This is a genomic window from Ammoniphilus soli (genome assembly GCF_040813775.1).
Genome location: NZ_JBEGDL010000001.1, coordinates 183,066 through 206,342 on the forward strand (window position 1 = coordinate 183,066; position 23,277 = coordinate 206,342).

Consider the following 23,277-nt stretch of genomic DNA (forward strand, 5'->3'; position numbering starts at 1 on the left):
AGGTGAGGACATTGAAACGCATTGTTAAATTCTTGCTTCTACCGCTTGTCGTTCTTGCTCTTTTGAGCGGATGCAGCGAGCAATCCCTTCCGCCGGAACCTCAAGAGAATGACGTTGAAGCGGGACAGAATGACATTGAAGCGGGAGAGCCTGAAAAGGTGGACGAAGGGAAAGAAAACGGGGAAGCAAAAGCGGAAGAAACTCCGGCCGTTGAAGAACAAACCATGAAAATCCGTATTTTTTTAACGGATGAGGAAGCCTTGGAATTAAAGGAATTGGAACGTGAACTTGTCATGAGTGAGGATTCGTCCAAATATGAATTGGCTTTTCAAGCTCTAGCAACAGAGGTTCCCTCTTATTACTCCCCTTGGAGTAAGTGGAAGCTTCTGAACGTTCAATTTGCGGAAGGATTGCTTACTTTAGATTTATCCGGACAAGGGGAACAAGGCGGAAGCAGCATAGAACGATTAATGATTCTTTCCTTGCTTCAAACCATGTTTCAATTCCCTGAGGTCAATGAAGTGCAAATATTGGTAGATGGTGAAAAAACAGAGACGTTATATGGGCATATCGAAATTTTGGAGCCTTTCTCTAGAGACGATGCAGCAGACCTTTAGGTCTGCTTCTTTTTTTATACTAAAATTCATGTAAACTTATTAAAGTTTAGTTATGGACAATTAAAGTAATACTTATTAAAATAGATAAAGGATTTAACTAAGCAGGTAATAGGGGGTAAGATTATTAACATGTTTAAAAAATGGAACAAGGGTTTAACCCTTATTTTGATGTTTGCTTTATTCTTAACCGCTTGCGGCGGAGGCGGAAACCAGCAGGAAGCAACTCCGGAGCAACCGGCTAAAGCTGACCAGCCAGCTAAGGCAGAGCAGCCGGCCAAGACCGAAGCGCTAACTATAGGTGTTATTCCTACCTTGAATCAAGGGAAAATGCAGGAAGCCATAAGCAAATTGGGCAAACACTTTGAAACCGAGCTAGGCATTCCTGTAAAGATTGATGTGTACCCGGACTATAACGGTGTAGTTGAAGCGATGAACTTCGGAAAAGTGAATATGGCCTATTTCGGACCGCTGACGTATGTCATTGCCCATCATGAAAGCGGCGCGGAAGCGATCATGACGCAGCTGATTAAAGGAGAGCCTTTCTACTATTCATATATCATTGCACATAAGGACGCTCCATATAATACGCTGGATGACTTGTTGAAAAATACGAAGGATGTTACCTTTGCTTTTGGTGATCCCAGCTCGACTTCAGGGTCTCTTATCCCAGGGATAGAGTTAAAGGAACGCGGAGTCTATCGCAGCAATAACGACTATGACTTTAAAAATGTAATCTTTACCGGCGGTCATGATGCAACCGCATTGGCAGTGGAAAATAAACAGGTTGATGCAGGGGCAATTGATAGTGCCATTTTTGATACCTTGAAGGAAAATGGGAAAATTAATGGAGAACTGTACAAAGTGATCTGGCAATCGGAAAAGCTGTTCCAATATCCGTGGGCGGTGAAAGATGTAGATGCAGAGACTGTTGCCAAAATTCAAGAAGCCTTTTTGAAGGTGACAGATAAGGAAATTCTGGATGCCTTTGCTGCATCTGGCTTTACCAAAGCCCAGAATTCAGATTATGAAGCTATTCGGAAAGCAGCTGAACAAGATGGTCGTTTAAAGTAGGGGGATGTTAATTGAATAAAAAAATATCCAAATGGTCGCTGACATTTATGTCAGCGATTATCATTATCTGGAGTGCGATCGGTACAGAATTTGATCTGAGCAAATTTCTTGATCTCGGAAACAGTTTGACTTTTCTTTATACAAAATGGCTGCCGCCCGACTTCAGCATTTTACCGTTAGCCATAAAAGCGGCAGTCGTCACGCTGCAAATAGCTATCTTAGGTACGTTTATTGCCATAATCCTAGCCATTCCGCTTAGTTTCTTGGCTGCCTATAACACTTCGCCTTCTCCTTTATTGTATAACGGAACGCGGTGGCTGCTAAACTTTTTTCGATCCGTTCCTGAAATTGTTTTGGGGCTGATATTGGTGCCATCTTTGGGATTAGGTCCATTTCCTGCCGTCGTTGCCATTGCTGTCCATAATATTGGGGTGCTGGGAAAATTGATTTCTGAACTGATTGAAGCAGCTGACCCAGGTCCCCAAGAAGCCGTTGCTTCTGTCGGGGCACCCAGGCTCCTGGTTATTTTTTTCGGGATTTTGCCCCAGATTGTTCCCAATATCCTTTCCAATTACTTTTATCGGCTTGAGGTAGGTGTCCGGACATCGCTCATATTGGGCTTTATTGGCGGAGGAGGGATCGGGAATATGCTTTTTATTGATTTCAAGATTTTTAACTATACATTCGTTGCCACGGAAGTCTTGGTCATTATGCTGCTCGTTCTGATCGTCGATTACTTGGGAACATTCGTCAGGAAGAGGGTGATCTGATGCTGCTGGAAGTGGAACAGCTCAAGATGCATTATTCCAAAGCGACTAGTCCTGCATTGGAGAGCATCTCGTTTCGCATACAAGAGGGAGAATTCGTAGTCATTCTAGGCCTGAGCGGGGCAGGGAAATCTACACTCATTCGCTGCATTAATTTGCTTGTCAAGCCTACGGCGGGAATTATCCGATGGGAAGGAAGGAATATTACGGGTCTTAAAAAATCGGCATTAATGGGCTATCGGCGCTCAATAGGGATGATATTCCAGTCTTTTAACTTATTGGGAAGATTGTCTGCTTTTGCTAATGTGCTGGTGGGAAGACTGGGTTTTATGAGTATATGGAGGGCGCTTCTTTGCTGGTTTCATCCAAAGGATGTCCAGAGCGCTATGGAGGCTTTGGAACGAGTTGGGCTAAAGCATGTGTTGCACCAGCGTGCCGACCAGTTGAGCGGAGGCCAAAGGCAACGCGTAGCCATCGCGCGCGCCCTTGTGCAAAAGCCAAAGCTAATTTTAGGCGATGAGCCTGTTGCAAGTCTAGATCCATTGACTTCAAGAAGTGTGATGGATCTGCTAAAATCAATTAATGAAGAAGACTCTATAACGATGATCATTAATCTCCATGATGTGGAGTTAGCGAAACAATATGCAACGAGAATCATTGGAATCTCCCATGGGCGGATTGTCTTTGATGGGGCTCCTCACCAGCTTGATTCTTCTTCCTTAGAAAAGATCTATTCCAATTCTGAAAGATAAGGGTTGATATTGATGAACCTTAACCACCTCAAGGCTTTAGTGAAAGTCGTGCAAACGGGCAGCTTCAAGGAGGCAGCCAAGCATCTGAATGTATCGCAGCCCGCCATTACGCAGCGCATACAGGCCCTGGAAGAGTATATGAAGACAAGGCTCCTTACGAAGGAGTCGGATGGCGTTCAGTTGACAAGCCATGGAAGAACGATTTATGAGTCTTCCTTGGTTATTCTGTCTTTATGGGATAAGGTGGAAGAAGAGGTTTGGGGAACCAAAGTAAAAGGAAGACTCACTTTAGGCGCGAGCACGATTCCTTCCGAATACTTGCTGCCGCCGATCCTGAAAGCGTACCGGAATGTATATCCGGATGTAAAGCTTCAATTGCGCATCTCAGGAACGAATGAGGTGGTTCGTTGGCTAAGGGACCGTACCGTGGATGTAGCCATCACAGGAGAGCCCATGGCGACGGAAGGAGTGGCTTCCTTTCCAATAGCTGAGGATCATATGCGTTTGATCATCCCTTCTGATTATGAATGGCCTGAAACGGTAGAGAAGCTTTCGATGCTGACGGAAACCGACTGGATCATGCGTGAACCCGAATCAGATACGCGCAGAACATTGGAAGCTTATTTGACTAGGTCAGGAATTGATGTGAGCAAGCTCCCTATTTCAGGTCAAGTAGAGAGTACGGAAGCCGTCATTGCAGCCGTTGAAGCGGGGCTAGGGATCTCTGCGGTGTCTTCCTTGGCCGCGGAGAAAGCCCTCAAGCTGGGTGGCGTTAAAGTTGTGGATATTCCGGAATTTACGCTTCGAAGAAGGTTTTATTGTTCTTATATGGAGGACCAAAAAAACCAATCGGTAATCTCTACATTTGTTCAATTTTTGCAAAGCAAAAGCGCCATCCAGTGAGATGGCGCTTTTTAATATTTAGCTTTTTTCAACACATGTTCCCGCAATCAGGTCATGGATTGCCCGCTTATCCTCCCGTAAAGCGATCATAAAGGCGCTAATGAGGATTGTAACGCCGAAAGTGATCAAAGCCAAAATCATTTTTCCAAAAACTTCTCTTAAAAGCATGGTTCCAAGCGATAAGGGCAAAAAATCTGTTCGGGCAATACGGATGCGGAGCAGCCTTTTCCCAAAAGTGTAGCCGCCCCAAGCTAAAGGGAGAAACGTGGCATAAAGCAAGTTGACGATCGTTTCCGTTGCTTTTGCGGTTCCGATATCCATTCCAACTGTGATGGCATAACAGAATAATCCAAGAAGGAGTCCATCCGCGAGTCCCGCCGCCAGACGAAGCCAAAATCCAGCGCGAATTATGGGCATAGCTGCTCACCTTCATTCTTTGTTTACCTATATATATTCCAATAGGGCTTTTCCAAAGAACATGAAGTGAACTAGGGTCCTGACAAACAAAAAGGCCAGCTGATGTATTATCAGCTAGCCATTTTGCCTTTTTAACCAAGGTGCCTCTTATATAGCCATAAAACACCGGATTTTAGTAAACGCGGAACTCTTCCATGTAAAGGCGTGTCACCAATGATGGCAAATCCTTCCTTTTTTCCTAGAGAGCCAAATACGGCTTTCAGCTTCAATTGAGGCAACTGGATGGCTTGTCCCTTCCACTTGGCAAGCAAAACATCCCTTAGCCGGTCTGCCATCATTTCTGCCAGGTAGGCGCTCGGCGCAAAATTAGCAGAAGCACAATCCCCGATGATGTAGATATCCGGATGTTCCGGCAGGGAGTAATCTTCGTTGACAATGAATCGGCCTTGATGGTCACGTTCGACTGCAATAACCTCTGTGATCGGCGCTGGCTTGATTCCGGCTGTCCAAACAACGGCATCGTATTCTAAGCTTCCATTTTCATGGATAGCATGATTAGGATAGATCTCTTTCATCTGGATATGATTGATCAAGTTTACGTCATGGTCCCGGAACCACTGCGTAACATAGTCTTGGGTCTTTTGAGGAAACGGACTCAGCAGGCCTTTGCCACGATTAACAATGGAAATATTCAGGTCTGGCCTGGATTGTCTCAGTTCTGCAGCCAATTCCACGCCGCTAAGTCCTCCTCCAATGACCATCACTCGCTCAAAGGGATCTAACGTAGTTAAGCGTTGTGAAGCAATTTGCGATTTCTTGATGGTTTGAATGCTAAAGGCATTCTCTTCCGCACCCTTGACATTCTGGTAATCGTCCACACAGCCGACAGCAATGACGAGTTCGTCAAACTCTATAGGATCGTGGTCACGGACTTCAACCTTTTTGCCCGCCAAATCGATGCTTGTAGCTTCTCCGTAGATCTTGGTCAAGCGAGGATCTTCCGGAAAAGGATGCGTCAACTCCGCCAAGGATTCTGTCCCTGCCGCAAGGGCGTAGTACTCTACTTTGAAGGTATGATAAGGAAGGCGATCAATCAAAATGATTTCATGATCATCCCGCATTTTTGGCAAGAGACCTTGGACCAGTCTCATACCGCCATACCCGCCGCCTAAAATTACAAGTTTTTTTCCCATTCTTAATAACACCTCATATGTGTTGCGATAGAATCCTTATCTATTTTAAGATAAAATAGAGAAAAAGTACAAATCTTTACTAGAAAAAAGTCACATTATGAATATAGTATGCCCAAGCCGGTTGCTGTTTTTCCACCATTTGATAAAATAGAGCTACAGTGCTATCAGGCAAGGAACAAGACAGAGGAGCGGAGTCATGGTTGATCTTATCGAACTCATTGAAGAATTTGAAGCATTAGTCGCTTCACCGGAAACAAACCATCATAAAATGCTCACCTTCTTGAAGGGAGTAAACCGCAGGCTTCCGAAGAATGTCATTCCCCCCATGATTGAGTTCATCACGATCCTAAAAGAAGAAAATCCAGTCCTGTTTTATGAATTGAAGGACCACATTCCAAAAGGGATGCCTTTGTATGACATTATCAGGATTGATAATCCGTATGATGTAGCCAAGGAGCGGCTGGTAATGCGAAAGCAGCGCGCTCGGCGATAAGAAATAAGCAACAGGAAGGACATCCATAAAATGGCATGTCCTTCCTGTTTATACTGTGAGGATTTTTAACTTTATTCGATCATTTGAACAGCATGAAGAAGGTTCTCGTCGTTATTCTTTTGCCATATGGATGAGAAACGGTTGCCTAAGAAACAATAGGGAAAAAGGTTCAAATGTTTCGAAGGGAGTTGTTCCCTGATGCTCATGCATAAATTGGGAATCGTTGCTTTATGTAGTTTCCTTAGCCTCACCCCTTCCGCTTATGCCAGTCAGGTAAATATTCAGGATATAACGGGCGTGAGAGCAGATGTGGGAGATAAGGTTGTACTCCGTTATCTTGACCAGGACTTTACTTTTTCGCTTTCGAAATTATTGATACCCGAAGTAAACGTCCCTTTACTAAACCCTGTTTTATTGATGAAAATAGCTGATAGAATCGATGCCCAGATCGGGGTGGAGGAGCAAAGCGCCTATATTGATCAATTAGGCAGAGTGGTCGAACACCAAAGCGGGATAGGTTTAGATCGCAAGCAGTTTGTTGCCGTCCTCCAGAAATTGCTTTATTCTCCCAACGAAACTTCAGCTATGCTGCCGATTGCTTTTAAGCCGCCGAGGATAACAACACAGCAGCTAAAGCTTGCCATGGAACGCCAAATCTCAAGCTTTGCAACATACTACAATGCCAGAAATTCCAATCGGACACATAATATTCGTTTAGCCTCATCTGCCATTCATCATTACATTCTTCTTCCTGGGGAGGTTTTTTCTTTTAATAAAGTGGTAGGAAAAAGAACGGTTGACAAAGGATACAAGCGGGCTCCAGTTATTGTAAGGGGAGAGCTTTCGGAGGGAGTGGGAGGGGGAATCTGCCAAGTGTCCTCCACGCTGTTTAATGCAGTAGATAAAGCAGGACTTACCATTTTGAAAAGATATTCCCATAGCAAACAAGTGGGCTACGTTCCACCTGGAAGAGATGCAACGGTGAGTTGGTATGGTCCGGATTTTGCATTCCGAAATGACTATGACCATCCTATCATGATTAAATGTTATGCTGACCATGGCGTGAATGTGGTAACCATCCATTCCAGTCGTTCCCTGGAAGCCGAGCTTCGCAATGTCCCTGAAGCCCCTAAGCGACTTCCGAGGGAAACCCACAGCCAGTAGCCTTGTGATATAGATTGGAGGGGATAAAATGCTGTCCTATATCGTACGATCCATACCCAACCTGTTTTCTCTCGGTAATTTATTATGTGGCGTATTCTCTATCACTTTTACTATGAACGGATTTCAGCGGATTGCGAGCCTGCTTATCTTCCTAGCCGCTTTTTTGGATCTGTTCGATGGACGCATTGCACGCAAGCTGAAGATTAATAATCAAGTCGGAGTGGAATTGGACTCCCTTGCGGATGTGGTAAGCTTTGGCGTTGCCCCCGCCTTGCTTTTTCACACCTTGGCTGAACCAAGCTGGATTAATCCCATTGCCTTCATCCTTTATCCAACGATGGGTGCCCTGCGGCTAGCGCGGTTCAATGCGAATCCAACCGTGGGCTATTTTATGGGAATTCCTATTACGTTTGCGGGGCTAGTGATGAGCTTTATGGGATTGCTTCTGTATGCCAATCCTTACATCACTATCCTGCTATCGATCTTGATGGTCAGCCCCATTCGCATCATGAAGTTATAGCTAACACGGTATGGACGTGTTGATGCGTTTCAGTGATAATAGAATTATTAAAGCTGAGGGGGGACAGAGCATGGGAGTTTGCATGAAGGATCATCCATCCGAAGACGTGTTGGAGAAATTAGAGGCTGTTAAGGAACAATTGGAAGAAGAAATGGTTAAAGGGATTCAATCGGCACTTGATATCCAAAAGTGGGAACAGGCCCAACTGAATGAAATGTTCCACGCTCTAAAGAAATTGGAGAAGCGGATTACAGAAGAAGAGAGAGCTGCAGCTTTAGAGCAAATTGAAGCTCTGCTTGCAGGATGAAAATAGAAAAGTCTTATAGATAGCAAAGGGATGCCCGTTTACAGGGCATCTTCTTTTTTTTCGCGTGAATAAACTGCTTATCTTGGCACAAACTGTATATAGAGCAATTTAATAAAACCCGTATCATTCGGAAAGGATGGTATATTCCTATGGGACGCATTTCCGTGCTTTCCCTGAAAAAGAAGATGGATGGCAAAGGAGAATATTTTGAAGCGATGGTTGATTTGGATGGGCAGTTCACACGGTGCTTTCTTCGGTCAGCCTTGTGCAGAAATGAATTGCTGAAGAAACTTTATACGGTTTCTACAATTGAAGACCTGTATCGCATTGATCATAAGGCTATTTTATATATTGCATAGCAAGGAGGGGTTCCCTCCTTTTTTTGTTTGTGTAGCATAAATGTCCTTCCCGGAACATAGATCATAGAATAAGACAAACTATGGGAGGACAAGAATGGAGGAGTTCTGGAAGTCATTATTGCTGGGGATGATACAAGGGTTTACTGAATTTCTCCCGATCAGCAGTACGGGGCATCTTGTATTAGGCAGAAAATACTTAGGGATGTCGGAAGCAGGGCTGCTTTTGGATACACTGCTCCACTTCGGTACACTGATCGCGGTTGTAGCTGTGTTTTGGGATGATATTTTGAAGCTGATAAGAAGGCCATTTAGTCGTTTGGGCTTGCTCCTCCTAGCGGGCACGATTCCGACCGCCATCATTGGTTTGTCCTTTGAAGACTATTTTGAGGAAATTTCCAAGACAGGCTCTACTATTGGTGTGGAATTTTTGGTTACAGGAGCTATTCTTTGGTGGGCTGACCGAATAAAAAATAAAGGATATAAGTCCTTTGATCAAATAAGCATGAGAGATGCCGTTTTTATAGGTACTTTGCAAGGGGCGGCTATCTTGCCGGCGATTTCTAGGTCAGGCCTGACAATTGCAGGCTCTTTGCTCCGGGGAATTGAGAAAGAAGCTGCCGCTCGTTTTTCCTTTTTGCTTTCCCTTCCGGCGATCTTTGGGGCTTGTTTACTGCAAGGGAAAAAGCTGGTGGAGCATCCCTCCGAAACCATAGGACTCTTTCCGCTCTTAATCGGAACGTTCGCTGCGGCGATAGCCGGATACATTGCTGTGCGTTGGATGCTGAGAATTTTAGGACAGGGCTCGTTAAAAATCTTCGCCATCTATGTTTGGGGGGTGGGCGCCGTCGTTCTTCTCTTACAGCTTACAGGAAAATGGTAAATGAAGAATCTTGTCGAATTGTCAACTTTCGTCATATATTGTTGAAACATTTTTATAGGAATTATCAAGCACCTGTAGAATTGAATAAAGGGTAAAGAATGTCCCCAAAACAAAAGCTTCGAGATAACTTCGCCATCCAGAAGTCCAGAGGCAGGACAAAAGGAGGAAATCATGGGTATCGGGATGAATTTCGTATGTAAGTGCTGTGATTATGATACAGGGATCCTCATGCTCCATCAGGGAAGCCAAGACTCTATCCAAGAGGTCATAAAAAAATATATTTATACCTATTCTCAGGAAATCGATTTGCTTATGCATCCGAGCCGCTTGTCGAAATACAAGAAAATCCTTAATGGACTTGCTTTTAAGGAGAAGGAAACGACTTACCAATATGATGCTTGCGTCTGCTACACCTGCAAGAAAACCTTTGAGCTGTTAGATATCCAGCAGAAAAAGGAAAAGGAAGTCTATGCAGGGGACAAGGGGAGGATTCGAACAAGCGGGAACCCCATAAAGCAGATGTTTCAGCTCTCAGGCGATTCATGGTCAAGCCTGCTGGGTGATGATCCGCAATGCGTGTTCTGCAATCAGCTTGTTGTAAAAATATCCGAGGAAGCCATGGATAAAGGTTTAGCGTGCCCTAAATGCCACCAGGGGAATCTGGTTGCTGGCGAAGAATTTGAGCTTTGGGATTAAGTGAGGGGAAACAGTTTTCTAGATGAAAGCTGTTTTTTTTTGTTTTTACTGTCAGAATTATAGCTTCGCTTAATCATTTGGACAGCAAGAGGAAAACTTGTTGCTTTCCCTACCTTGACATCAACCCTGCGGGTCAGTTCTGATAAAATTTAATTTTATCAGAACTGAGGGTTTACCCCTTGATGTCAAGGTAGGGAACTGGCGCAAGCCAAGTTTTCTCCTGGATTTTTCAGACTCGTTTTGCTAAAATGTTCCTGTATTAATGAAATAAAAAGTAAAGGAGAGATGCTTTCTGATCAAGAAGCGAGAAGCTTATTCCGAAGAATTCACTCAGCTTGCAAGCGACTTTATTCAGAAGGGTATGGCAGCAGAACCCGTTCTTATCAAAGGTAGAGGAGAAATGGCCAGGTTGATTTTGATGGATGAGGAGAAAATTCTTCCTTATACGACCCATAGGTTCATTAAGCAGCTGTTTGGCTTGTTTTTTCTGGATTTGCCTTCTTTGCAGCAGTATGTGCAAGAAAGAATTCACAAGAAGCAGCTAGTGCCCATTCCATTAGCCCCTCAGTTGGTCCTATTTCCTTTGAGAAGCGGGTGTCGGGAGGAGTTGCCTACCCGGGGTTTTTTATGGGCGGTCCATCGAAGGATCGAACATGTTCGTCCATGCAAACTCAAGCGGAATCACAGCGAAATCATCTTTTCTAGCCAACACAAGATCATGGTCCCCTATACGAATCATTTTGTCCAGCAGCAAATTCGAGATTCTTATTATATTGAGTTTTGCTTTCAGCATACTCCATTGGCGTCCCCTCATGAACAGCGCCCCTCTTTATCCGGACAAGCCTTATCTTTTACCCCTGCAGAACTTCAAGTTCAGCTTCTCCGGATAGCTGAATCCATTCGGAACTATCCATCCCCTTGATCTAAGGGATGTTCAGGAAGAGAAGGCATTTTTTGCTTTTTGATTTGATTTGTGATTAAATCGTTTTATCATTGGACTTCTCCTTCATATTTTGCGTTAAATGGAGAAGATTAAGAGTGTCGGCATTAAAAGGAGTGAACCTATGAAGAGCAAACGCAGTCCGTTACGTGTTTTCGCCTTAGGCGGATTGGGCGAAATCGGAAAAAACATGTATGTAGTTGAATATATGGATGATATTATAGTCATTGATTCAGGGCTAAAATTTCCTGAGGAAGAGATGTTAGGGATTGATTTGGTCATCCCGGATGTTTCCTATCTGGCAGAAAATAAGGATAGGATTCGAGGGATACTGCTGACCCATGGCCATGAAGATCACATTGGCGCTTTGCCTTTTGTTCTGAAGGAGCTGGATGTGCCGCTATACGGTACGAAATTGACACTAGGCCTAGCCAAAGTAAAGCTGCAGGAGCATGGGCTCATTAATCGGGTTAAAATTAACGAGATTAGCGACTCCACCATTCTTCAGCTTGGTCAGCTGACTGCGTCATTTTTCCGGGTTAATCACAGTATCCCGGATGCTGTCGGAATCGCAATTGATACCCCTGAAGGAATTGTAGTTCATACGGGGGATTTTAAGTTTGATTATACGCCTGTAGGCGAGAAAGCAGATCTGGCCAAGATGGCTGCTTTAGGGGAAAAAGGGGTGCTATGCCTTCTGTCAGATAGTACGAACAGTGAACGTCCTGGCCATACCCTTTCAGAGCGGACCGTAGGCGAAACGATTAAAGAGGTCTTTCATAAGTCGGATGGCAGAATTATTTTTGCTACCTTTGCTTCTAACGTGTATCGACTTCAGCAGGTCATTGAGGCGGCGGAGTTATACAGCAGGAAAATTGCTGTAATAGGCAGAAGCATGGAAAATGTTTTTAGGATCGGTGCGGAGTTAGGCTACCTGAATATTCCTAAGGGCATGTTGATTGATGTGAATGAGATCGACCGGTTCTCCGCCGATAAAGTAGTTATCGTGTGTACGGGAAGCCAAGGAGAGCCAATGGCTGCCCTCACTCGAATCGCTACCGGATCACATCGGATGGTTAAGATTTATCCTGGGGATACCGTGATTATTGCGGCACAGCCGATTCCCGGAAATGCCCGTTTCGTGGGCAGGACCATTGACCTCTTGATGCGGGCGGGAGCTGAAGTTGTTTTTGGTTCGGTTTCCGGATTCCACGTATCAGGTCACGGCAGTCAAGAAGAATTAAAGCTTATGCTGAATCTCATTAGACCGAAATACTTTATCCCCATCCATGGGGAGTATCGGATGCTCATGATGCATAAGAAGCTGGCTGAAGAAACTGGGATCCCCAGCAGCAACATCTTTATCCTGGATAACGGAGATCCTGTGGAGTTCATGGATGGAGTGGCCTCTAAAGCAGCTAAGCTGCCGTCCGGGATGATATTAATCGATGGCAAGGGCGTTGGTGATATTGGCAACATCGTCTTGCGTGACCGCAGGAAGCTATCGGAGGATGGGCTGATTGTTGTCGTTGTAACGATCAACAAGGAGCAATGGAAAATCGTAAGTGGTCCAGATTTGGTGACACGCGGTTTTGTTTATGTGCGCGAATCAGAAGAGATGCTAAATGAAGCGACTCGTTTAGTTCAGCAATCTCTTCAAAGGCTAACCGAGCGCAATGTCAAGGAATGGTCCCAGCTTAAATCAAAGGTGATTGATGTGCTTGAGCCTTATTTCTACGAGAAGACGCAGCGGAAACCAATGATTTTACCGGTGATTATGGAGGTTTAAAAGAGTTATTCCTATCACCGAATAAAGAAAAAAACCGGGAAATTACCCGGTTTTTTTTATCCAATAACTCGTTGAATGGCTTCCAGGACTCGGTCCGCCTGAAATGGCTTCACAATGAAATCTTTTGCACCCGACTTAATGGCGTCAAGGACCATCCCTTGCTGGCCCATTGCCGAACACATGATTATCTTTGCATCCGGAGCGAATGAGATAATTTCCTTAACTGCCTGAATCCCATTCATATCAGGCATGGTAATGTCCATCGTTACAAAGTCAGGGGTGAGCAGCTTATATTTTTGAACAGCTTCATCTCCCGTAGACGCTTCGCCTACAGCAGTATGCCCATTTTCCTCCAATATCCTCTTAAGCATCGTGCGCATGAATAAAGCATCATCTACTATCAGAGCTTTTGCCATAGTTAGGCCCCCTTTTTTCAATCCCAAGAAAATACCCTTTTTATCATATCAATACTTTTAAAAAGAATGAAGGAAAATTTATGGGTTGACATCTCTTTTTTACGAGCTTAAAATCAACTTCATAAATCTCGTTAAAAAGTGCCTCGAAATTATGTACAGACAAAGAAAAACTAGGGAGAGAATAACCATGCAATCCATCCAGATGGGCTCCATCCTGCAGAAGAGAAGTATGGGACTAACTGAACAGCAATGGATTACCTTGCTTGAAGAATTAGAGAAAAATAATCTATACCTTGTCATTGAATCAGATAATCCGTGCATGACAAAAAGTCCCGTGGGAGGGTTTATCCCCGTTGCCTCAAGAAACGATCGGTTCTCCTTGCGGTCAGGCGATGAACTGAAGGAAAAGGGTTTGCCTGAGGGACATTATATCTTAAGCAACAAAGAAACCGCTGAAAGAGAAGTTATAGCAAAGGTATTAAAATAAGGTAAGAACACAGCCACCGTTCTTCTAAAAGCTGGTTCTCTAGCAGTATGTCAATAAAGACTATTGACCATTACTATCCCCCAATAGCAGCAAAGCCCCTAGGCCCGTCACTGGTGAGCCAGGGGCTTTGCTGTTGATTCTACTCTTTCAATAGCCTTGCTTTGACTCTTTCTTGAATAGCATGATCTAGCATTCCGGTCGTTAGGTATACACCGGTCAGAACAAATACTCCTCCTGCTATCTGTGAGCGGGTAATGGTGTCTCCAAGTGCAAGGCTCATAAGAACCGTAAAGATGGGAACGAGATTCAAAAATACACTGGACTGGCTTGGGCCAATGATCCGCACGGATACATTCCAAAATAAATAAGAAGCGACGGAAGCGAAAAAGGCCATATATAAGATTCCGGCTATCGTCAGGAAGTTCCACTCCATGCCGCTTCCTTCTTGAAAAAAAGCGAAAGGGAGTAACAGGATCACACCCAATGAGGAAGATACGGCTGTTGTCGTCATAGGAGGGACCTCTACTTTTTTTCCAATAATCGAGTAAAAGACCCAAGCTAAAACAGCCGCCAGCATCATAAGATCCCCTTTGTTAAACTCCATTCGTATGACTTGTTCCAAGTCTCCCTTTGTCAGAAGGATGATTACCCCCAAACAGGAAAGGACAAATCCTATGATCTGGGAGAAAGAGATTTTTTCTTGTAAAAATAAAACAGAGAAAACGACGACCATGGCGGGGATTAGTGCTTCCACAAAAGCTGCATTCGTTGGTGTGGTGTATTCCAGTGCTGCGTAACAAATGAGAGTAAAACCTACAACTCCTAGTGCCCCCATAAGGGCCAGCGACAGCCAATACTTTGTTATTTGAGTCCAATTTGGCTTCTCAAAGAAATAAGCTAATGGGATCAAGAAGAGCAGAGCGATGCTCCAACGAAGAAGTGTAATCCAGAATGGCGAAACGCTGATCACCATTAACTTTCCAACGATATAATTCCCAGCCCAAAAGAGATTGCATAATATCAACAGGATCCATGCCCAACCTTTACTCATGGCAGCACTTTAGATTCCCCTCTCATTTTTAATACAAATGCTACCATTGTATAGAACGTTTAACTATTCGCTAAAGTGTAAGAATCTTCAGGTGAAATTCTAGATAAATTGACTAGATAAAGAGGGACAAAGACAAAAAAGAGGAGGGGCAAAGCCCTCCTCAAAACTTTTCCTTATTCAATGTAACGAGGAGACTAAAGCACATGAGCACCACAATCATAGTAAAAGGCAGGGCGGCAATAAGAGAGGCGGTTTGAAGGCCGCTCAGGCCACTGCTGGTTAATAGGACCGCAGCGATAGCGGCAATCAGGATCCCCCAGATCATTTTAACGCTAGTATGGGGGTTGAGATCGCCCTTCGAGGTCATGATGCCAAGTACAAAGGTCGCTGAATCTGCAGATGTAACAAGAAAAGTCAGGATAAGAATCAGAGAAAACACAGATAGCCAAAAGCCTAATGGTAAATGATCCAGCATTACAAAAAAAGCGGATGTCATATCTTGGTGTACGAATTCAGCAATCGGAAGATCGCGGTACAGTTCCATATGCAGGGCAGTTCCCCCGAAAACGGACATCCAAACGATAGCGACAAGTGGGGGGACGAACATGGCCCCGAATACGAATTCCCTAATCGTTCTTCCTTTGGAGATCCGTGCGATGAACGCTCCAACGAAGGGAGCCCATGAAATAGCCCAGGCCCAATATAGGACCGTCCAATCCATTGTCCACGTATTTCCGTCATAAGGCGACAAGTTAAAGCTCATCATCGTGAAATGGCTGATATAGTCTCCTAGACCCACAGTAAAACTATTGAGGATAAATACGGACGGTCCGAGGAGTAAAACAAACAGCATAAGAATAAATGTCATTCCTAAATTGAGATTGCTAAGAATTTTGATTCCCCGCTTTAAGCCCGTTGTTGCAGATAAAAGGTACATGAATAAAATAATGATAATGATTCCCAATTGAAAAAAAGATGTATTCGGTATGCCGAATACATGGTTCAGCCCTCCGCTAATCTGAAGGATCCCCATTCCTAGCGAAGTCGCTACGCCCATGACTGTAGAAATCACCGACAAGATGTCAATAGAGATGCCCAAGTAACCTTGAGAACGCTTACCAAGAAGCGGCTGAAAAGCTGAACTGATTAGCCCGGTATAGTTTTTTCGGAATTGGAAGTAAGCTAATGCTAGTCCTACGACTGTAAACACGGCCCATTGATGGATCCCCCAATGGAACATGGCATAATTCATGGCCATCCTTGCGGCTTGTGGAGTTTGGGGCTCGACTCCCGGAATAGGTTCGAAAAAATGGTTCATGGGTTCGGCCACTCCCCAAAAGACAAGACCCACTCCAAAGCCAGCGCTGAATAGCATGCCGATCCAACTGAAATAGGAATATTCCGGCTGATCACTGTCCTTGCCCAGTTTGATTTTTCCATAACGGCTTAAGGCCAGATACAAGGAGAAGCCCATGAAGAAGACGGTAGCTAGAAGATAAAACCAACCGAATGTGTAAGTCGTGTAATTGAAAAGTGATTTTGCTTGATTGGCAAGGTTTTCTGGAGATAACACTCCCCAAAGTACAAAAAGGCTCAGAATGATTAGGGAGAGCCAAAATACAGTTCCTAGCCGTGAATACCTTGAACTAACCGTTTGATACGTCAACGATGATTCAACACACTGGTTCATAAAATAGCCTCCATGTATATCTTGATGTACAACCATTATAACAGATAAAATTCATTTGTATTTAAATAATATAAAATTTATAAAAAAATCTTCTATCGAAGCCTTCTCGAGGTTGTAGTATCCATCTTTAGTAGAAGCTTTTCATGCCTCCAGGAAAGTTTTGTTTACTTTAATGCTTTAGTGAACTAAACTTTCCTTCACGGTAAAAAAACTAATCCCCGCTATCTATCAGCGGGGATTAATTCTTCGGCTGTATTTTTATTAATCATCATTCCATTCATCCACAGTTTCATGCTCAAATCGAGCAAAAAAAGATCTTCAGGATCTTCTAATGAACGTCCTGTAAGCGATTCAATTTTTCGCAGCCGGTAGAGAAGGGATTGCCTGTGCAGGCTTAACGCCCGAGAGGTTTGGCTGACATTGCCTTGATTGCGTATATAGGCAATCAGCGTATTGGCTAAGTCGAGTCCTCGCTGCTGGTCATAGTCAATGAGCGATCCGATAGCAGACAACGTCAATTCTTGCATATCTGGATTGCTGGATAAACTGAGCAGGGCCCGGTAGATGCCTGTATTAGCATAGGTACTGCGCTGCCCCGGACCTTTTTGCCGAGTCCCAATCTCTAAGGCGACACGGGCATCGTTAAAGCTTTCTTGAAAGGTTTTGATGCCGGCATGATTTTCTCCAATTCCCCAGGATAAGACCAGGTCGGGAAGAACGTCCTGGATTCGGTGATCTACCCGATCCAAAAAGTCCTTAACGGTAGAATTGACCTGTTCCAATGGCACTTCCAGAAAGATAATGAACCGATCCTGATGATAGGTTATCATGGTCTCCCGATGGATGGATTTTGCGGCTTTGGCGAATTGTTCTTCTAAAGAGCGTATGATGGTTTGGAGCCATTGATCATAGGAACTTTGGGTGTTTAGGATTTTTTTGTATACCGTTTCTACATTCTCCGGTGCGCCTAAAATACATACATAGGGACAGTTGACATTGTAGTCTAGAGATTTTGCCCGAGATAGTACGGTATCCCAGGAATCAATTTCACCTTTGGCCAGGCTCCAGACAAAATCGTCCCTTAGTCTCAGCTCGGTTTCCTGGATCGCATTTTCTCGCTGAAACCATAAGGCGGCTGCGGTAAGCGCGTGCTCTAGGACATATTCTTCACCACTGGCATAAAACACTTCCAAAGAAGCCCCAGGAGAAAGCTTAAGAATTAAATAACCATGTGTTTTATTTGCAGATTTAATCGTGAGCCTGACGATGGACTCGTCCAATTGCTTGAACCAAGTATCCTCGGACTCCTCGCGCTCAGAATGGAAAGAGTTCCATAGTTCGCTTCGTATCTCCTGTTGAAAGTAAGACAGGGATCGTGCTGCCAATTCCTTGGCATTTTGGCTTTGTCCTTTGATAGTTCCGTTTTTATCCGTAATCAATACCGGAACATCGATTTCTTCCCGGATAGCCTCTGCGGCTTCTGATAAGGAGGACCCGCGAAGGAATAGATTAAGCAAGTTCTTTTGAAGCTCTTCCGATCGTTCAAGGGTAGACCGCTTCCAATGATTCAGCTTGCTGAGAACCTCATGTGTAACATCAGCGAAGCGAACCTCCCAGGGAATTTCGATCAAGGGAAACTGATGCTCCTCAGCAAAGGAGATGATTTCCTCAGGAATCTCGAGCACGTGTCGGCCGGTCGCAATGGCCATGGCCGCAGCTTCGGATTCTATCACATCTTGCACGAATTTTTTAAAGACCTTTTTGTCATGGTTACAGCCGATGGCTGTCGTTAAAACAAATTCGTTTTTACGAACGAAATTCTCGACGGGCATCTCGATAACGGATATGGATTCGACCGGCCGATGATCGATGGTATCGCAGGCAGTTAATAGCTCGGCAAGGTTCATGACTTCAATGTCCATTACGTCTTTTAAAGTAAACAGCATGAGTGCCCCCCAGTTTTGTTCAATGTTCAATATATTTTAAGTGTACTACAGAAGTGCATTGGTTTCCTTTTTTGAAAATTTTCCAATAAATGATTGAGTCGCTTGAAGATGAGCATGCAAATCCACATTGCATCCGCTGATAATAATAGCGATGTGTCCGCCCGGCTTTGAGATTTTTCCCCTCAAGAGGGCTCCAATGCCCACCGCAGCAGCTCCTTCCACTACCATTCGATGAGTCTCCAGCATGTAGGCCATCCCTTCGGCAATCGTCTCCTCTGAAATCAGAATCGATTGATCGACGTAATCCCGAACCATCGGCAAGGTGTACTGATTGTCTAATCCTATCCCTCCAAGCAAGCTGTCAGCTAAAGTGTCTCGCTCCTCCAGAACGACCGGTCTGCCTTCCTTTAGGCTTTCATGCATCACGGCTCCATGCTCCATCGAAACCCCAATCACTTGAATGTCTGGATCATTGGATTTCAAAGCTAATCCGACTCCAGCATGTAATCCTCCCCCTGAAAGCCCGCCAATGACCATATCCACTTCAGGGAGTTCCTCTAGGATTTCTAAACCGATGGTTCCTTGTCCAGCAATGATATGCGGATCATCAAATGGAGGGATAACGGTTAATCCGTGTTCTCTTTGAAGTCTGAAGCAATGTTCACCGGCAGCATCCTGGCTTTCTCCCACAATTTCCAATTGGGCTCCCCAACGGCGGATGGCGTCGACTTTCGCTTTAGGGACCCGGTTTGAAATACAAACTACCGCTTTGATCCCCAACTTCTGAGCGACATAGGCAACGGCCTGTCCATGGTTTCCTGTAGAGAAGGTAGAAACCCCTCGTTTTTGCTCTTCCGGGCTTAGGCTTAAAATCTTGTTCGCAGCTCCTCTTACTTTAAAGGCCCCGATATCGTGCATGTTTTCTAGTTTTAAGTAAACGGAAGCCTCGGCGATCTCAGAAAGTCTGTTCGAATAGATTAGAGGCGTTCTTTTTACAATAGGAGCAATGCGCTTTCGTGCTGCCCAAACATCTCGGATGGTCGGCCTGAACTGACTCATGGTTTAATTCCCCCTATAGAATTTTAGACTTAATGTTTTAAGAATAGAGGAATTATAGTTCAGAGGTTCAAAAACCGTCAATTATCTAAAGTGACTACAAGCGAACTAAAAACTTCATACATTTTTGCAGATGTCTTGACTGGTTGAAAACGGTTAATATTTGTTTACAAGCAACCTTGAAAAAATTCAAAAAAAGAGAAACACATGCTTAGTCGACGGAAAAGGGGAGTTGCAATGTTATCATTCGAAATCACTGAATATAAAGAAAGACTCAGAAAAACGAAGCAAAAGATGCAAGAGCAAGGAATCGATGTCTTATTGGTAACCGATCCCGCAAATATGAATTATCTTTCCGGTTATGACGGTTGGTCCTTTTATGTACATCAATTGCTCATTGTCATTTCGGATGAGGAGCAGCCTTTCTGGATTGGAAGAGGGCAGGATGCCAACGCAGCGAAGGTAACGACTTGGCTTAGCAACGATAACATCATTCCTTATACCGATGAGTATGTTCAGTCTACGATTAAACACCCGATGGATTTTGTCTCTGATATCCTAAAGCAAATCGGTCAGGCGAATCGCACCGTCGGGGTTGAAATGGATACGTACTACTTTACTGGAAAATGCTACACCAGTTTAATCAAAGGGCTTCCTAATGCCCGATTCAAAGACGCTACTTCTTTAGTCAATTGGGTTCGAATCGTCAAATCCGATCAGGAAATCGATTATATTCGCAAAGCTGCAAAGATCGTAGAAAATGCGATGCGAGTAGGGATTGAGATGATTCAAGAAGGAATAAGAGAGTGCGATGTGGTAGCGGAGATTTACCGTACGCAAATCCGCGGTACGGATCTCTATGGCGGAGATTACCCGGCGATTGTACCTCTTCTTCCCGCAGGGGAAAAGACTTCAACACCGCATTTGACTTGGACGGATCAGCGATACAGAAAAGGCGATCCTGTCATTCTGGAATTGGCGGGATGCTATAAACGATATCATGCCCCACTGGCCAGAACCATGGTTATCGGAGAGCCTACCCAATTAATGAAGGATTTGGGCAAAGTCGTGAGCGAAGGGTTGAATGCCGCGCTGGAAACGGTAAAGCCTGGCGTAACCTGCGAAGAGGTGGAGCTGGCCTGGAGGAATTCGATTGCTAAGAGCGGCTTCATTAAGGATTCCCGCATCGGATATGCAATGGGCTTGAATTATCCTCCGGATTGGGGAGAGCATACCGCAAGCTTCCGCCCGGGAGATAAAACGATCCTCCAGCCGAATATGACCTTTCATATGATTCCGGGAGTTTGGCTTGATAGCTGCGGTGTGGAGATCAGCGAGTCTTTCCGAGTGACGGAGAACGGTTGCGAGGTATTTGCGGACTTCCCTAGGGAGCTTATCATCAAGCATGATGATCCGGAAGTTCCTGAACCGTTGGTAGGGTAAGGAAAGGGTGAATAGTGTGATCATTTTTCAAGAGAAGGATATTCGCCGGCATGTTGAGATTAATCAGGAATCGATCCGAGTGGTAGCCGACGGATTTACCAGCTTGGCACAAGGAAAGGTAACGTTGCCCCCGATTATGCGGGTGGATATTCCTGAGAATAATGGTGAAGTCGACGTCAAGACCGCTTATATCCAAGGTTTAGATAAATTTGCTATCAAGATGTCATCCGGTTTTTTCAATAACTATCAATTAGGTCTTCCCAGCTTGAGCGGCATGATGATCCTATTCAGCACAAAAACGGGAATTCCTCAGTCCGTGCTCCTGGATAATGGGTATTTGACGGATGTGCGTACAGCAGCAGCAGGTGCCGTTGCAGCCATCCATCTGGCAAAACCGAAGCTTGATACGGTAGGAGTCATCGGGTCCGGTGCGCAAGCCCGCTATCAAATGATGGCACTTAAGCAGGTCCGTGATTTTAAACGCATCATGGTTTATGCGCCGACATCCAGCAAAGTGGAGCAATATGCAAAAGAAATGGAAGTTAAGCTAGGCGTTCAGGTGATCGCAGCGCCGAGTGCAGAAGCGGTGGTAAAGGAAAGTGAACTCGTCGTGACAACTACGCCGTCCACTTCGCCCATCATAAAGCCTGAGTGGCTTCACCCGGGTCTTCATATTACCGCGATGGGCTCTGATGCCGAACATAAGCAGGAATTGGAGGCGGGGGTGCTAAGCAAGGCCGACATCCTTGTCTGCGATGTAAAATCCCAATGCTTCCGACTAGGAGAACTGCACCACGGATTGGAGCAAGGAACCGTTAACCAGCAAAGCGATATCCTAGAGCTCGGTGAGCTGACAGCTGCTTACAAAACAGGTCGCAGCAGTGACAGCCAAATCACGATCTGTGATTTAACAGGAACAGGGGTGCAGGATACAGCCATTGCCATTTACGCCTATAACGCGATGGTGGCACAGCAGGCAGGACTTCATTTAGAAAACGAACTATAGAACAGGAGAGAAGATAAAATGGCGAAAAACTTTGATAGAGCAAATGTAGGAACGAAAACGGTATGGGCTGGAGAACAGGACTACCTCGTGCATGGAGCAACTCAAGTACCTGTCGTTGTCAGCGTAGCTTACGGTTATGATGACATGGATGAATGGTATGACGTAGCGACTGAAAAGAAAAAAGGACACATCTATGGACGTAACACGAATCCTACCGTTCAAGCCTTAGAAGATAAGATCAAAATTCTTGAAGGTGCCGAAGATGCAACCAGCTTCTCTACGGGAATGGCAGCGATCAGTAACACGCTATACACGTTCTTAAGACCTGGAGATCGTATTGTATCCATTAAGGACACGTACGGCGGAACCAATAAAATATTTACGGAGTTCCTTCCGCAAATGGGCATTGAAGTGGTGCTGTGCGAAACCGGCAACCATGAAGCCATTGCAGCGGAAGTCGCTAAAGGATGCAAAATCCTTTATCTTGAAACGCCAACAAACCCGACTGTTAAAATTACAGATATTGAACTGATGGCGAAAGCCGGACATGAAGTGGGGGCGCTTGTTGTTGTAGATAACACCTTTGCCACTCCGATCAACCAAAATCCGTTGCAGCTGGGTGCTGACCTGGTTATCCACAGCGCTACCAAGTTCTTGGGCGGACATGCGGATGCACTTGGCGGTTTGGTTTGCGGAGCCCACGAGTTAGTGAAGAAAATCTACCACTACCGCGAAATCAATGGAGCCACTATGGATCCATGGGCTGCTTATCTGATCCTAAGAGGGATGAAGACATTAAAGCTTCGCGTGCTTCAACAAGCGAAGAGCGCGATGGAGATTGCCAAGTATCTGCAAACCAAAGACCTTGTGGAAGCCGTTTACTACCCTGGTTTAGAAACTCATGTCAACCATGACATTGCGAAAAAGCAAATGCGCGGATTTGGCGGAATGCTGAGCTTCGAAGTGAAGGGCGGAATGGATTCCGTAAGACACTTCTTGCCTAAGCTTCAATTTGCTAACCGTGCAGCTAACTTGGGAGCAGTTGAAACGACTTATGGGCCTGCTCGCACAACCAGCCACGTAGAATGTACGCCGGAAGAACGCAAGGCAGTCGGTATCGCTGAAGGGTTGGTTCGTTTAGCGGTAGGTATTGAGGATACGGAAGACCTCATTGCGGATTTGGAGCAGGCTTTCGAGCACTTGGCAGCTCAACTGAAAGTAGCTTCTGCGGAATAAAAGAAATCAGTGAATAGGGGCGGCTGAAAGCTGCCCCAGCTATTCTAGCTAAGGCAGAGGTGAAAGGACATTGGCAAT

Annotated in this window: 25 protein-coding genes; 18 read left to right on the forward strand and 7 right to left on the reverse strand. The window is 44.9% G+C overall.

All coding sequences use genetic code 11. From position 1 onward, the window contains the following. The first annotated feature begins 11 nt into the window (after positions 1–11). From ABLT31_RS00990 to ABLT31_RS01010, 5 genes are all read left to right on the forward strand, one after another. Positions 12–617: a GerMN domain-containing protein gene (locus ABLT31_RS00990; RefSeq protein WP_367747703.1), complete on the forward strand. Its 606-nt coding sequence runs from the start codon at positions 12–14 to the stop codon at positions 615–617. Between the two features lie 129 nt (positions 618–746). Next, positions 747–1,688: a phosphate/phosphite/phosphonate ABC transporter substrate-binding protein gene (gene phnD / locus ABLT31_RS00995; protein WP_367747706.1), complete on the forward strand. Its 942-nt coding sequence runs from the start codon at positions 747–749 to the stop codon at positions 1,686–1,688. A gap of 11 nt (positions 1,689–1,699) precedes the next feature. Beyond that, a complete protein-coding gene (gene phnE / locus ABLT31_RS01000) occupies positions 1,700–2,458 on the forward strand; it encodes a phosphonate ABC transporter, permease protein PhnE (protein WP_367747708.1) in 759 nt (252 codons plus the stop codon). Beyond that, a complete protein-coding gene (gene phnC / locus ABLT31_RS01005; protein WP_367747709.1) occupies positions 2,458–3,207 on the forward strand; it encodes a phosphonate ABC transporter ATP-binding protein in 750 nt (249 codons plus the stop codon). Before phnE ends, phnC begins: the two co-directional genes overlap by 1 nt. A 12-nt stretch (positions 3,208–3,219) precedes the next feature. Further along, on the forward strand, positions 3,220–4,110 hold the full coding sequence (locus tag ABLT31_RS01010; protein ID WP_367747711.1) for a selenium metabolism-associated LysR family transcriptional regulator: 891 nt from the start codon (positions 3,220–3,222) through the stop codon (positions 4,108–4,110). A gap of 18 nt (positions 4,111–4,128) precedes the next feature. Here the strand turns inward: ABLT31_RS01010 and ABLT31_RS01015 are convergent, their stop codons facing one another. After that, positions 4,129–4,527, reverse strand: a complete 399-nt coding sequence (locus ABLT31_RS01015; protein WP_367747713.1) for an RDD family protein — start codon at positions 4,525–4,527, stop codon at positions 4,129–4,131. A gap of 131 nt (positions 4,528–4,658) precedes the next feature. Continuing rightward, the gene (locus ABLT31_RS01020; protein ID WP_367747715.1) at positions 4,659–5,720 is read right to left on the reverse strand and encodes an NAD(P)/FAD-dependent oxidoreductase; all 1,062 of its coding nucleotides are present in this window, start codon (positions 5,718–5,720) and stop codon (positions 4,659–4,661) included. A gap of 196 nt (positions 5,721–5,916) precedes the next feature. Here ABLT31_RS01020 and ABLT31_RS01025 point away from each other — a divergent pair, with 196 nt between their 5' ends. From ABLT31_RS01025 to rnjA, 9 genes are all read left to right on the forward strand, one after another. After that, the gene (locus ABLT31_RS01025; protein ID WP_367747716.1) at positions 5,917–6,213 is read left to right on the forward strand and encodes a hypothetical protein; all 297 of its coding nucleotides are present in this window, start codon (positions 5,917–5,919) and stop codon (positions 6,211–6,213) included. A gap of 198 nt (positions 6,214–6,411) precedes the next feature. Continuing rightward, a complete protein-coding gene (locus tag ABLT31_RS01030; RefSeq protein WP_367747718.1) occupies positions 6,412–7,377 on the forward strand; it encodes a VanW family protein in 966 nt (321 codons plus the stop codon). A 28-nt stretch (positions 7,378–7,405) separates the two neighbouring features. Then, positions 7,406–7,897 carry a CDP-diacylglycerol--serine O-phosphatidyltransferase gene (pssA, locus tag ABLT31_RS01035; protein WP_367747721.1) on the forward strand — a complete coding sequence of 164 codons (492 nt, stop codon included), beginning with the start codon at positions 7,406–7,408 and terminating at the stop codon, positions 7,895–7,897. 70 nt (positions 7,898–7,967) lie between these two features. Beyond that, complete coding sequence (locus ABLT31_RS01040; RefSeq protein WP_367747723.1) at positions 7,968–8,204, forward strand: hypothetical protein; 237 nt, start codon at positions 7,968–7,970, stop codon at positions 8,202–8,204. A gap of 149 nt (positions 8,205–8,353) precedes the next feature. After that, entirely contained in the window at positions 8,354–8,563 is a 210-nt protein-coding gene (locus tag ABLT31_RS01045) for a hypothetical protein (protein WP_367747726.1), read from the forward strand. Between the two features lie 94 nt (positions 8,564–8,657). Next, complete coding sequence (locus ABLT31_RS01050; protein WP_367747729.1) at positions 8,658–9,443, forward strand: undecaprenyl-diphosphate phosphatase; 786 nt, start codon at positions 8,658–8,660, stop codon at positions 9,441–9,443. A 171-nt stretch (positions 9,444–9,614) separates the two neighbouring features. Then, positions 9,615–10,139 carry a hypothetical protein gene (locus tag ABLT31_RS01055; protein WP_367747731.1) on the forward strand — a complete coding sequence of 175 codons (525 nt, stop codon included), beginning with the start codon at positions 9,615–9,617 and terminating at the stop codon, positions 10,137–10,139. Between the two features lie 361 nt (positions 10,140–10,500). Beyond that, entirely contained in the window at positions 10,501–11,061 is a 561-nt protein-coding gene (locus ABLT31_RS01060) for a competence protein ComK (protein WP_367747734.1), read from the forward strand. Between the two features lie 142 nt (positions 11,062–11,203). Next, complete coding sequence (gene rnjA, locus ABLT31_RS01065) at positions 11,204–12,868, forward strand: ribonuclease J1 (RefSeq protein WP_367747736.1); 1,665 nt, start codon at positions 11,204–11,206, stop codon at positions 12,866–12,868. A 56-nt stretch (positions 12,869–12,924) separates the two neighbouring features. Here the strand turns inward: rnjA and ABLT31_RS01070 are convergent, their stop codons facing one another. Then, positions 12,925–13,284 carry a response regulator gene (locus tag ABLT31_RS01070; protein ID WP_367747739.1) on the reverse strand — a complete coding sequence of 120 codons (360 nt, stop codon included), beginning with the start codon at positions 13,282–13,284 and terminating at the stop codon, positions 12,925–12,927. Between the two features lie 187 nt (positions 13,285–13,471). On the opposite strand from ABLT31_RS01070, the gene ABLT31_RS01075 reads away from it, so the two are divergent. Next, on the forward strand, positions 13,472–13,771 hold the full coding sequence (locus ABLT31_RS01075; protein WP_367747741.1) for a hypothetical protein: 300 nt from the start codon (positions 13,472–13,474) through the stop codon (positions 13,769–13,771). 139 nt (positions 13,772–13,910) lie between these two features. Here ABLT31_RS01075 and ABLT31_RS01080 read toward each other — a convergent pair whose 3' ends face one another. From ABLT31_RS01080 to eutB, 4 genes are all read right to left on the reverse strand, one after another. Then, the gene (locus ABLT31_RS01080) at positions 13,911–14,822 is read right to left on the reverse strand and encodes a DMT family transporter (RefSeq protein WP_367747743.1); all 912 of its coding nucleotides are present in this window, start codon (positions 14,820–14,822) and stop codon (positions 13,911–13,913) included. A 160-nt stretch (positions 14,823–14,982) separates the two neighbouring features. Beyond that, positions 14,983–16,512, reverse strand: coding sequence for a BCCT family transporter (locus tag ABLT31_RS01085; protein WP_367747746.1), 1,530 nt, complete (start codon positions 16,510–16,512; stop codon positions 14,983–14,985). 221 nt (positions 16,513–16,733) lie between these two features. Further along, positions 16,734–18,458 carry a PucR family transcriptional regulator gene (locus tag ABLT31_RS01090; RefSeq protein WP_367747749.1) on the reverse strand — a complete coding sequence of 575 codons (1,725 nt, stop codon included), beginning with the start codon at positions 18,456–18,458 and terminating at the stop codon, positions 16,734–16,736. A gap of 45 nt (positions 18,459–18,503) precedes the next feature. Next, positions 18,504–19,517 (reverse strand): hydroxyectoine utilization dehydratase EutB, encoded by a 1,014-nt coding sequence (gene eutB / locus ABLT31_RS01095; RefSeq protein WP_367747752.1) that lies wholly within the window; start codon positions 19,515–19,517, stop codon positions 18,504–18,506. A gap of 234 nt (positions 19,518–19,751) precedes the next feature. Between eutB and ABLT31_RS01100 the strand changes: the two genes are divergently transcribed. The 3 genes from ABLT31_RS01100 to ABLT31_RS01110 are packed head-to-tail and all read left to right on the forward strand — an operon-like array spanning position 19,752 to position 23,199. After that, positions 19,752–20,957: a M24 family metallopeptidase gene (locus ABLT31_RS01100; protein WP_367747755.1), complete on the forward strand. Its 1,206-nt coding sequence runs from the start codon at positions 19,752–19,754 to the stop codon at positions 20,955–20,957. A 16-nt stretch (positions 20,958–20,973) separates the two neighbouring features. Continuing rightward, positions 20,974–21,963, forward strand: coding sequence for a cyclodeaminase (locus ABLT31_RS01105; protein WP_367747758.1), 990 nt, complete (start codon positions 20,974–20,976; stop codon positions 21,961–21,963). An 18-nt stretch (positions 21,964–21,981) separates the two neighbouring features. After that, positions 21,982–23,199 carry a cystathionine gamma-synthase family protein gene (locus ABLT31_RS01110; protein ID WP_367747760.1) on the forward strand — a complete coding sequence of 406 codons (1,218 nt, stop codon included), beginning with the start codon at positions 21,982–21,984 and terminating at the stop codon, positions 23,197–23,199. Positions 23,200–23,277: the final 78 nt, after the last annotated feature.

Coding starts and splice junctions, on each gene's coding strand:
- ABLT31_RS01055 (WP_367747731.1), top strand. CDS start 9,615: ATGGGTATCGGGATGAATTTCGTATGTAAGTGCTGTGATTATGATACA.
- ABLT31_RS01070 (WP_367747739.1), bottom strand. CDS start 13,284: ATGGCAAAAGCTCTGATAGTAGATGATGCTTTATTCATGCGCACGATG.
- ABLT31_RS01080 (WP_367747743.1), bottom strand. CDS start 14,822: ATGAGTAAAGGTTGGGCATGGATCCTGTTGATATTATGCAATCTCTTT.
- ABLT31_RS01050 (WP_367747729.1), top strand. CDS start 8,658: ATGGAGGAGTTCTGGAAGTCATTATTGCTGGGGATGATACAAGGGTTT.
- pssA (WP_367747721.1), top strand. CDS start 7,406: ATGCTGTCCTATATCGTACGATCCATACCCAACCTGTTTTCTCTCGGT.
- ABLT31_RS01075 (WP_367747741.1), top strand. CDS start 13,472: ATGCAATCCATCCAGATGGGCTCCATCCTGCAGAAGAGAAGTATGGGA.
- ABLT31_RS01060 (WP_367747734.1), top strand. CDS start 10,501: ATGGCAGCAGAACCCGTTCTTATCAAAGGTAGAGGAGAAATGGCCAGG.
- ABLT31_RS01025 (WP_367747716.1), top strand. CDS start 5,917: ATGGTTGATCTTATCGAACTCATTGAAGAATTTGAAGCATTAGTCGCT.
- ABLT31_RS01020 (WP_367747715.1), bottom strand. CDS start 5,720: ATGGGAAAAAAACTTGTAATTTTAGGCGGCGGGTATGGCGGTATGAGA.
- phnC (WP_367747709.1), top strand. CDS start 2,458: ATGCTGCTGGAAGTGGAACAGCTCAAGATGCATTATTCCAAAGCGACT.
- ABLT31_RS01030 (WP_367747718.1), top strand. CDS start 6,412: ATGCTCATGCATAAATTGGGAATCGTTGCTTTATGTAGTTTCCTTAGC.
- ABLT31_RS01090 (WP_367747749.1), bottom strand. CDS start 18,458: ATGCTGTTTACTTTAAAAGACGTAATGGACATTGAAGTCATGAACCTT.
- ABLT31_RS01040 (WP_367747723.1), top strand. CDS start 7,968: ATGGGAGTTTGCATGAAGGATCATCCATCCGAAGACGTGTTGGAGAAA.
- eutB (WP_367747752.1), bottom strand. CDS start 19,517: ATGAGTCAGTTCAGGCCGACCATCCGAGATGTTTGGGCAGCACGAAAG.
- phnD (WP_367747706.1), top strand. CDS start 747: ATGTTTAAAAAATGGAACAAGGGTTTAACCCTTATTTTGATGTTTGCT.
- ABLT31_RS01110 (WP_367747760.1), top strand. CDS start 21,982: ATGGCGAAAAACTTTGATAGAGCAAATGTAGGAACGAAAACGGTATGG.
- ABLT31_RS01100 (WP_367747755.1), top strand. CDS start 19,752: ATGTTATCATTCGAAATCACTGAATATAAAGAAAGACTCAGAAAAACG.
- ABLT31_RS01045 (WP_367747726.1), top strand. CDS start 8,354: ATGGGACGCATTTCCGTGCTTTCCCTGAAAAAGAAGATGGATGGCAAA.
- ABLT31_RS01015 (WP_367747713.1), bottom strand. CDS start 4,527: ATGCCCATAATTCGCGCTGGATTTTGGCTTCGTCTGGCGGCGGGACTC.
- ABLT31_RS01010 (WP_367747711.1), top strand. CDS start 3,220: ATGAACCTTAACCACCTCAAGGCTTTAGTGAAAGTCGTGCAAACGGGC.
- ABLT31_RS01085 (WP_367747746.1), bottom strand. CDS start 16,512: ATGAACCAGTGTGTTGAATCATCGTTGACGTATCAAACGGTTAGTTCA.
- rnjA (WP_367747736.1), top strand. CDS start 11,204: ATGAAGAGCAAACGCAGTCCGTTACGTGTTTTCGCCTTAGGCGGATTG.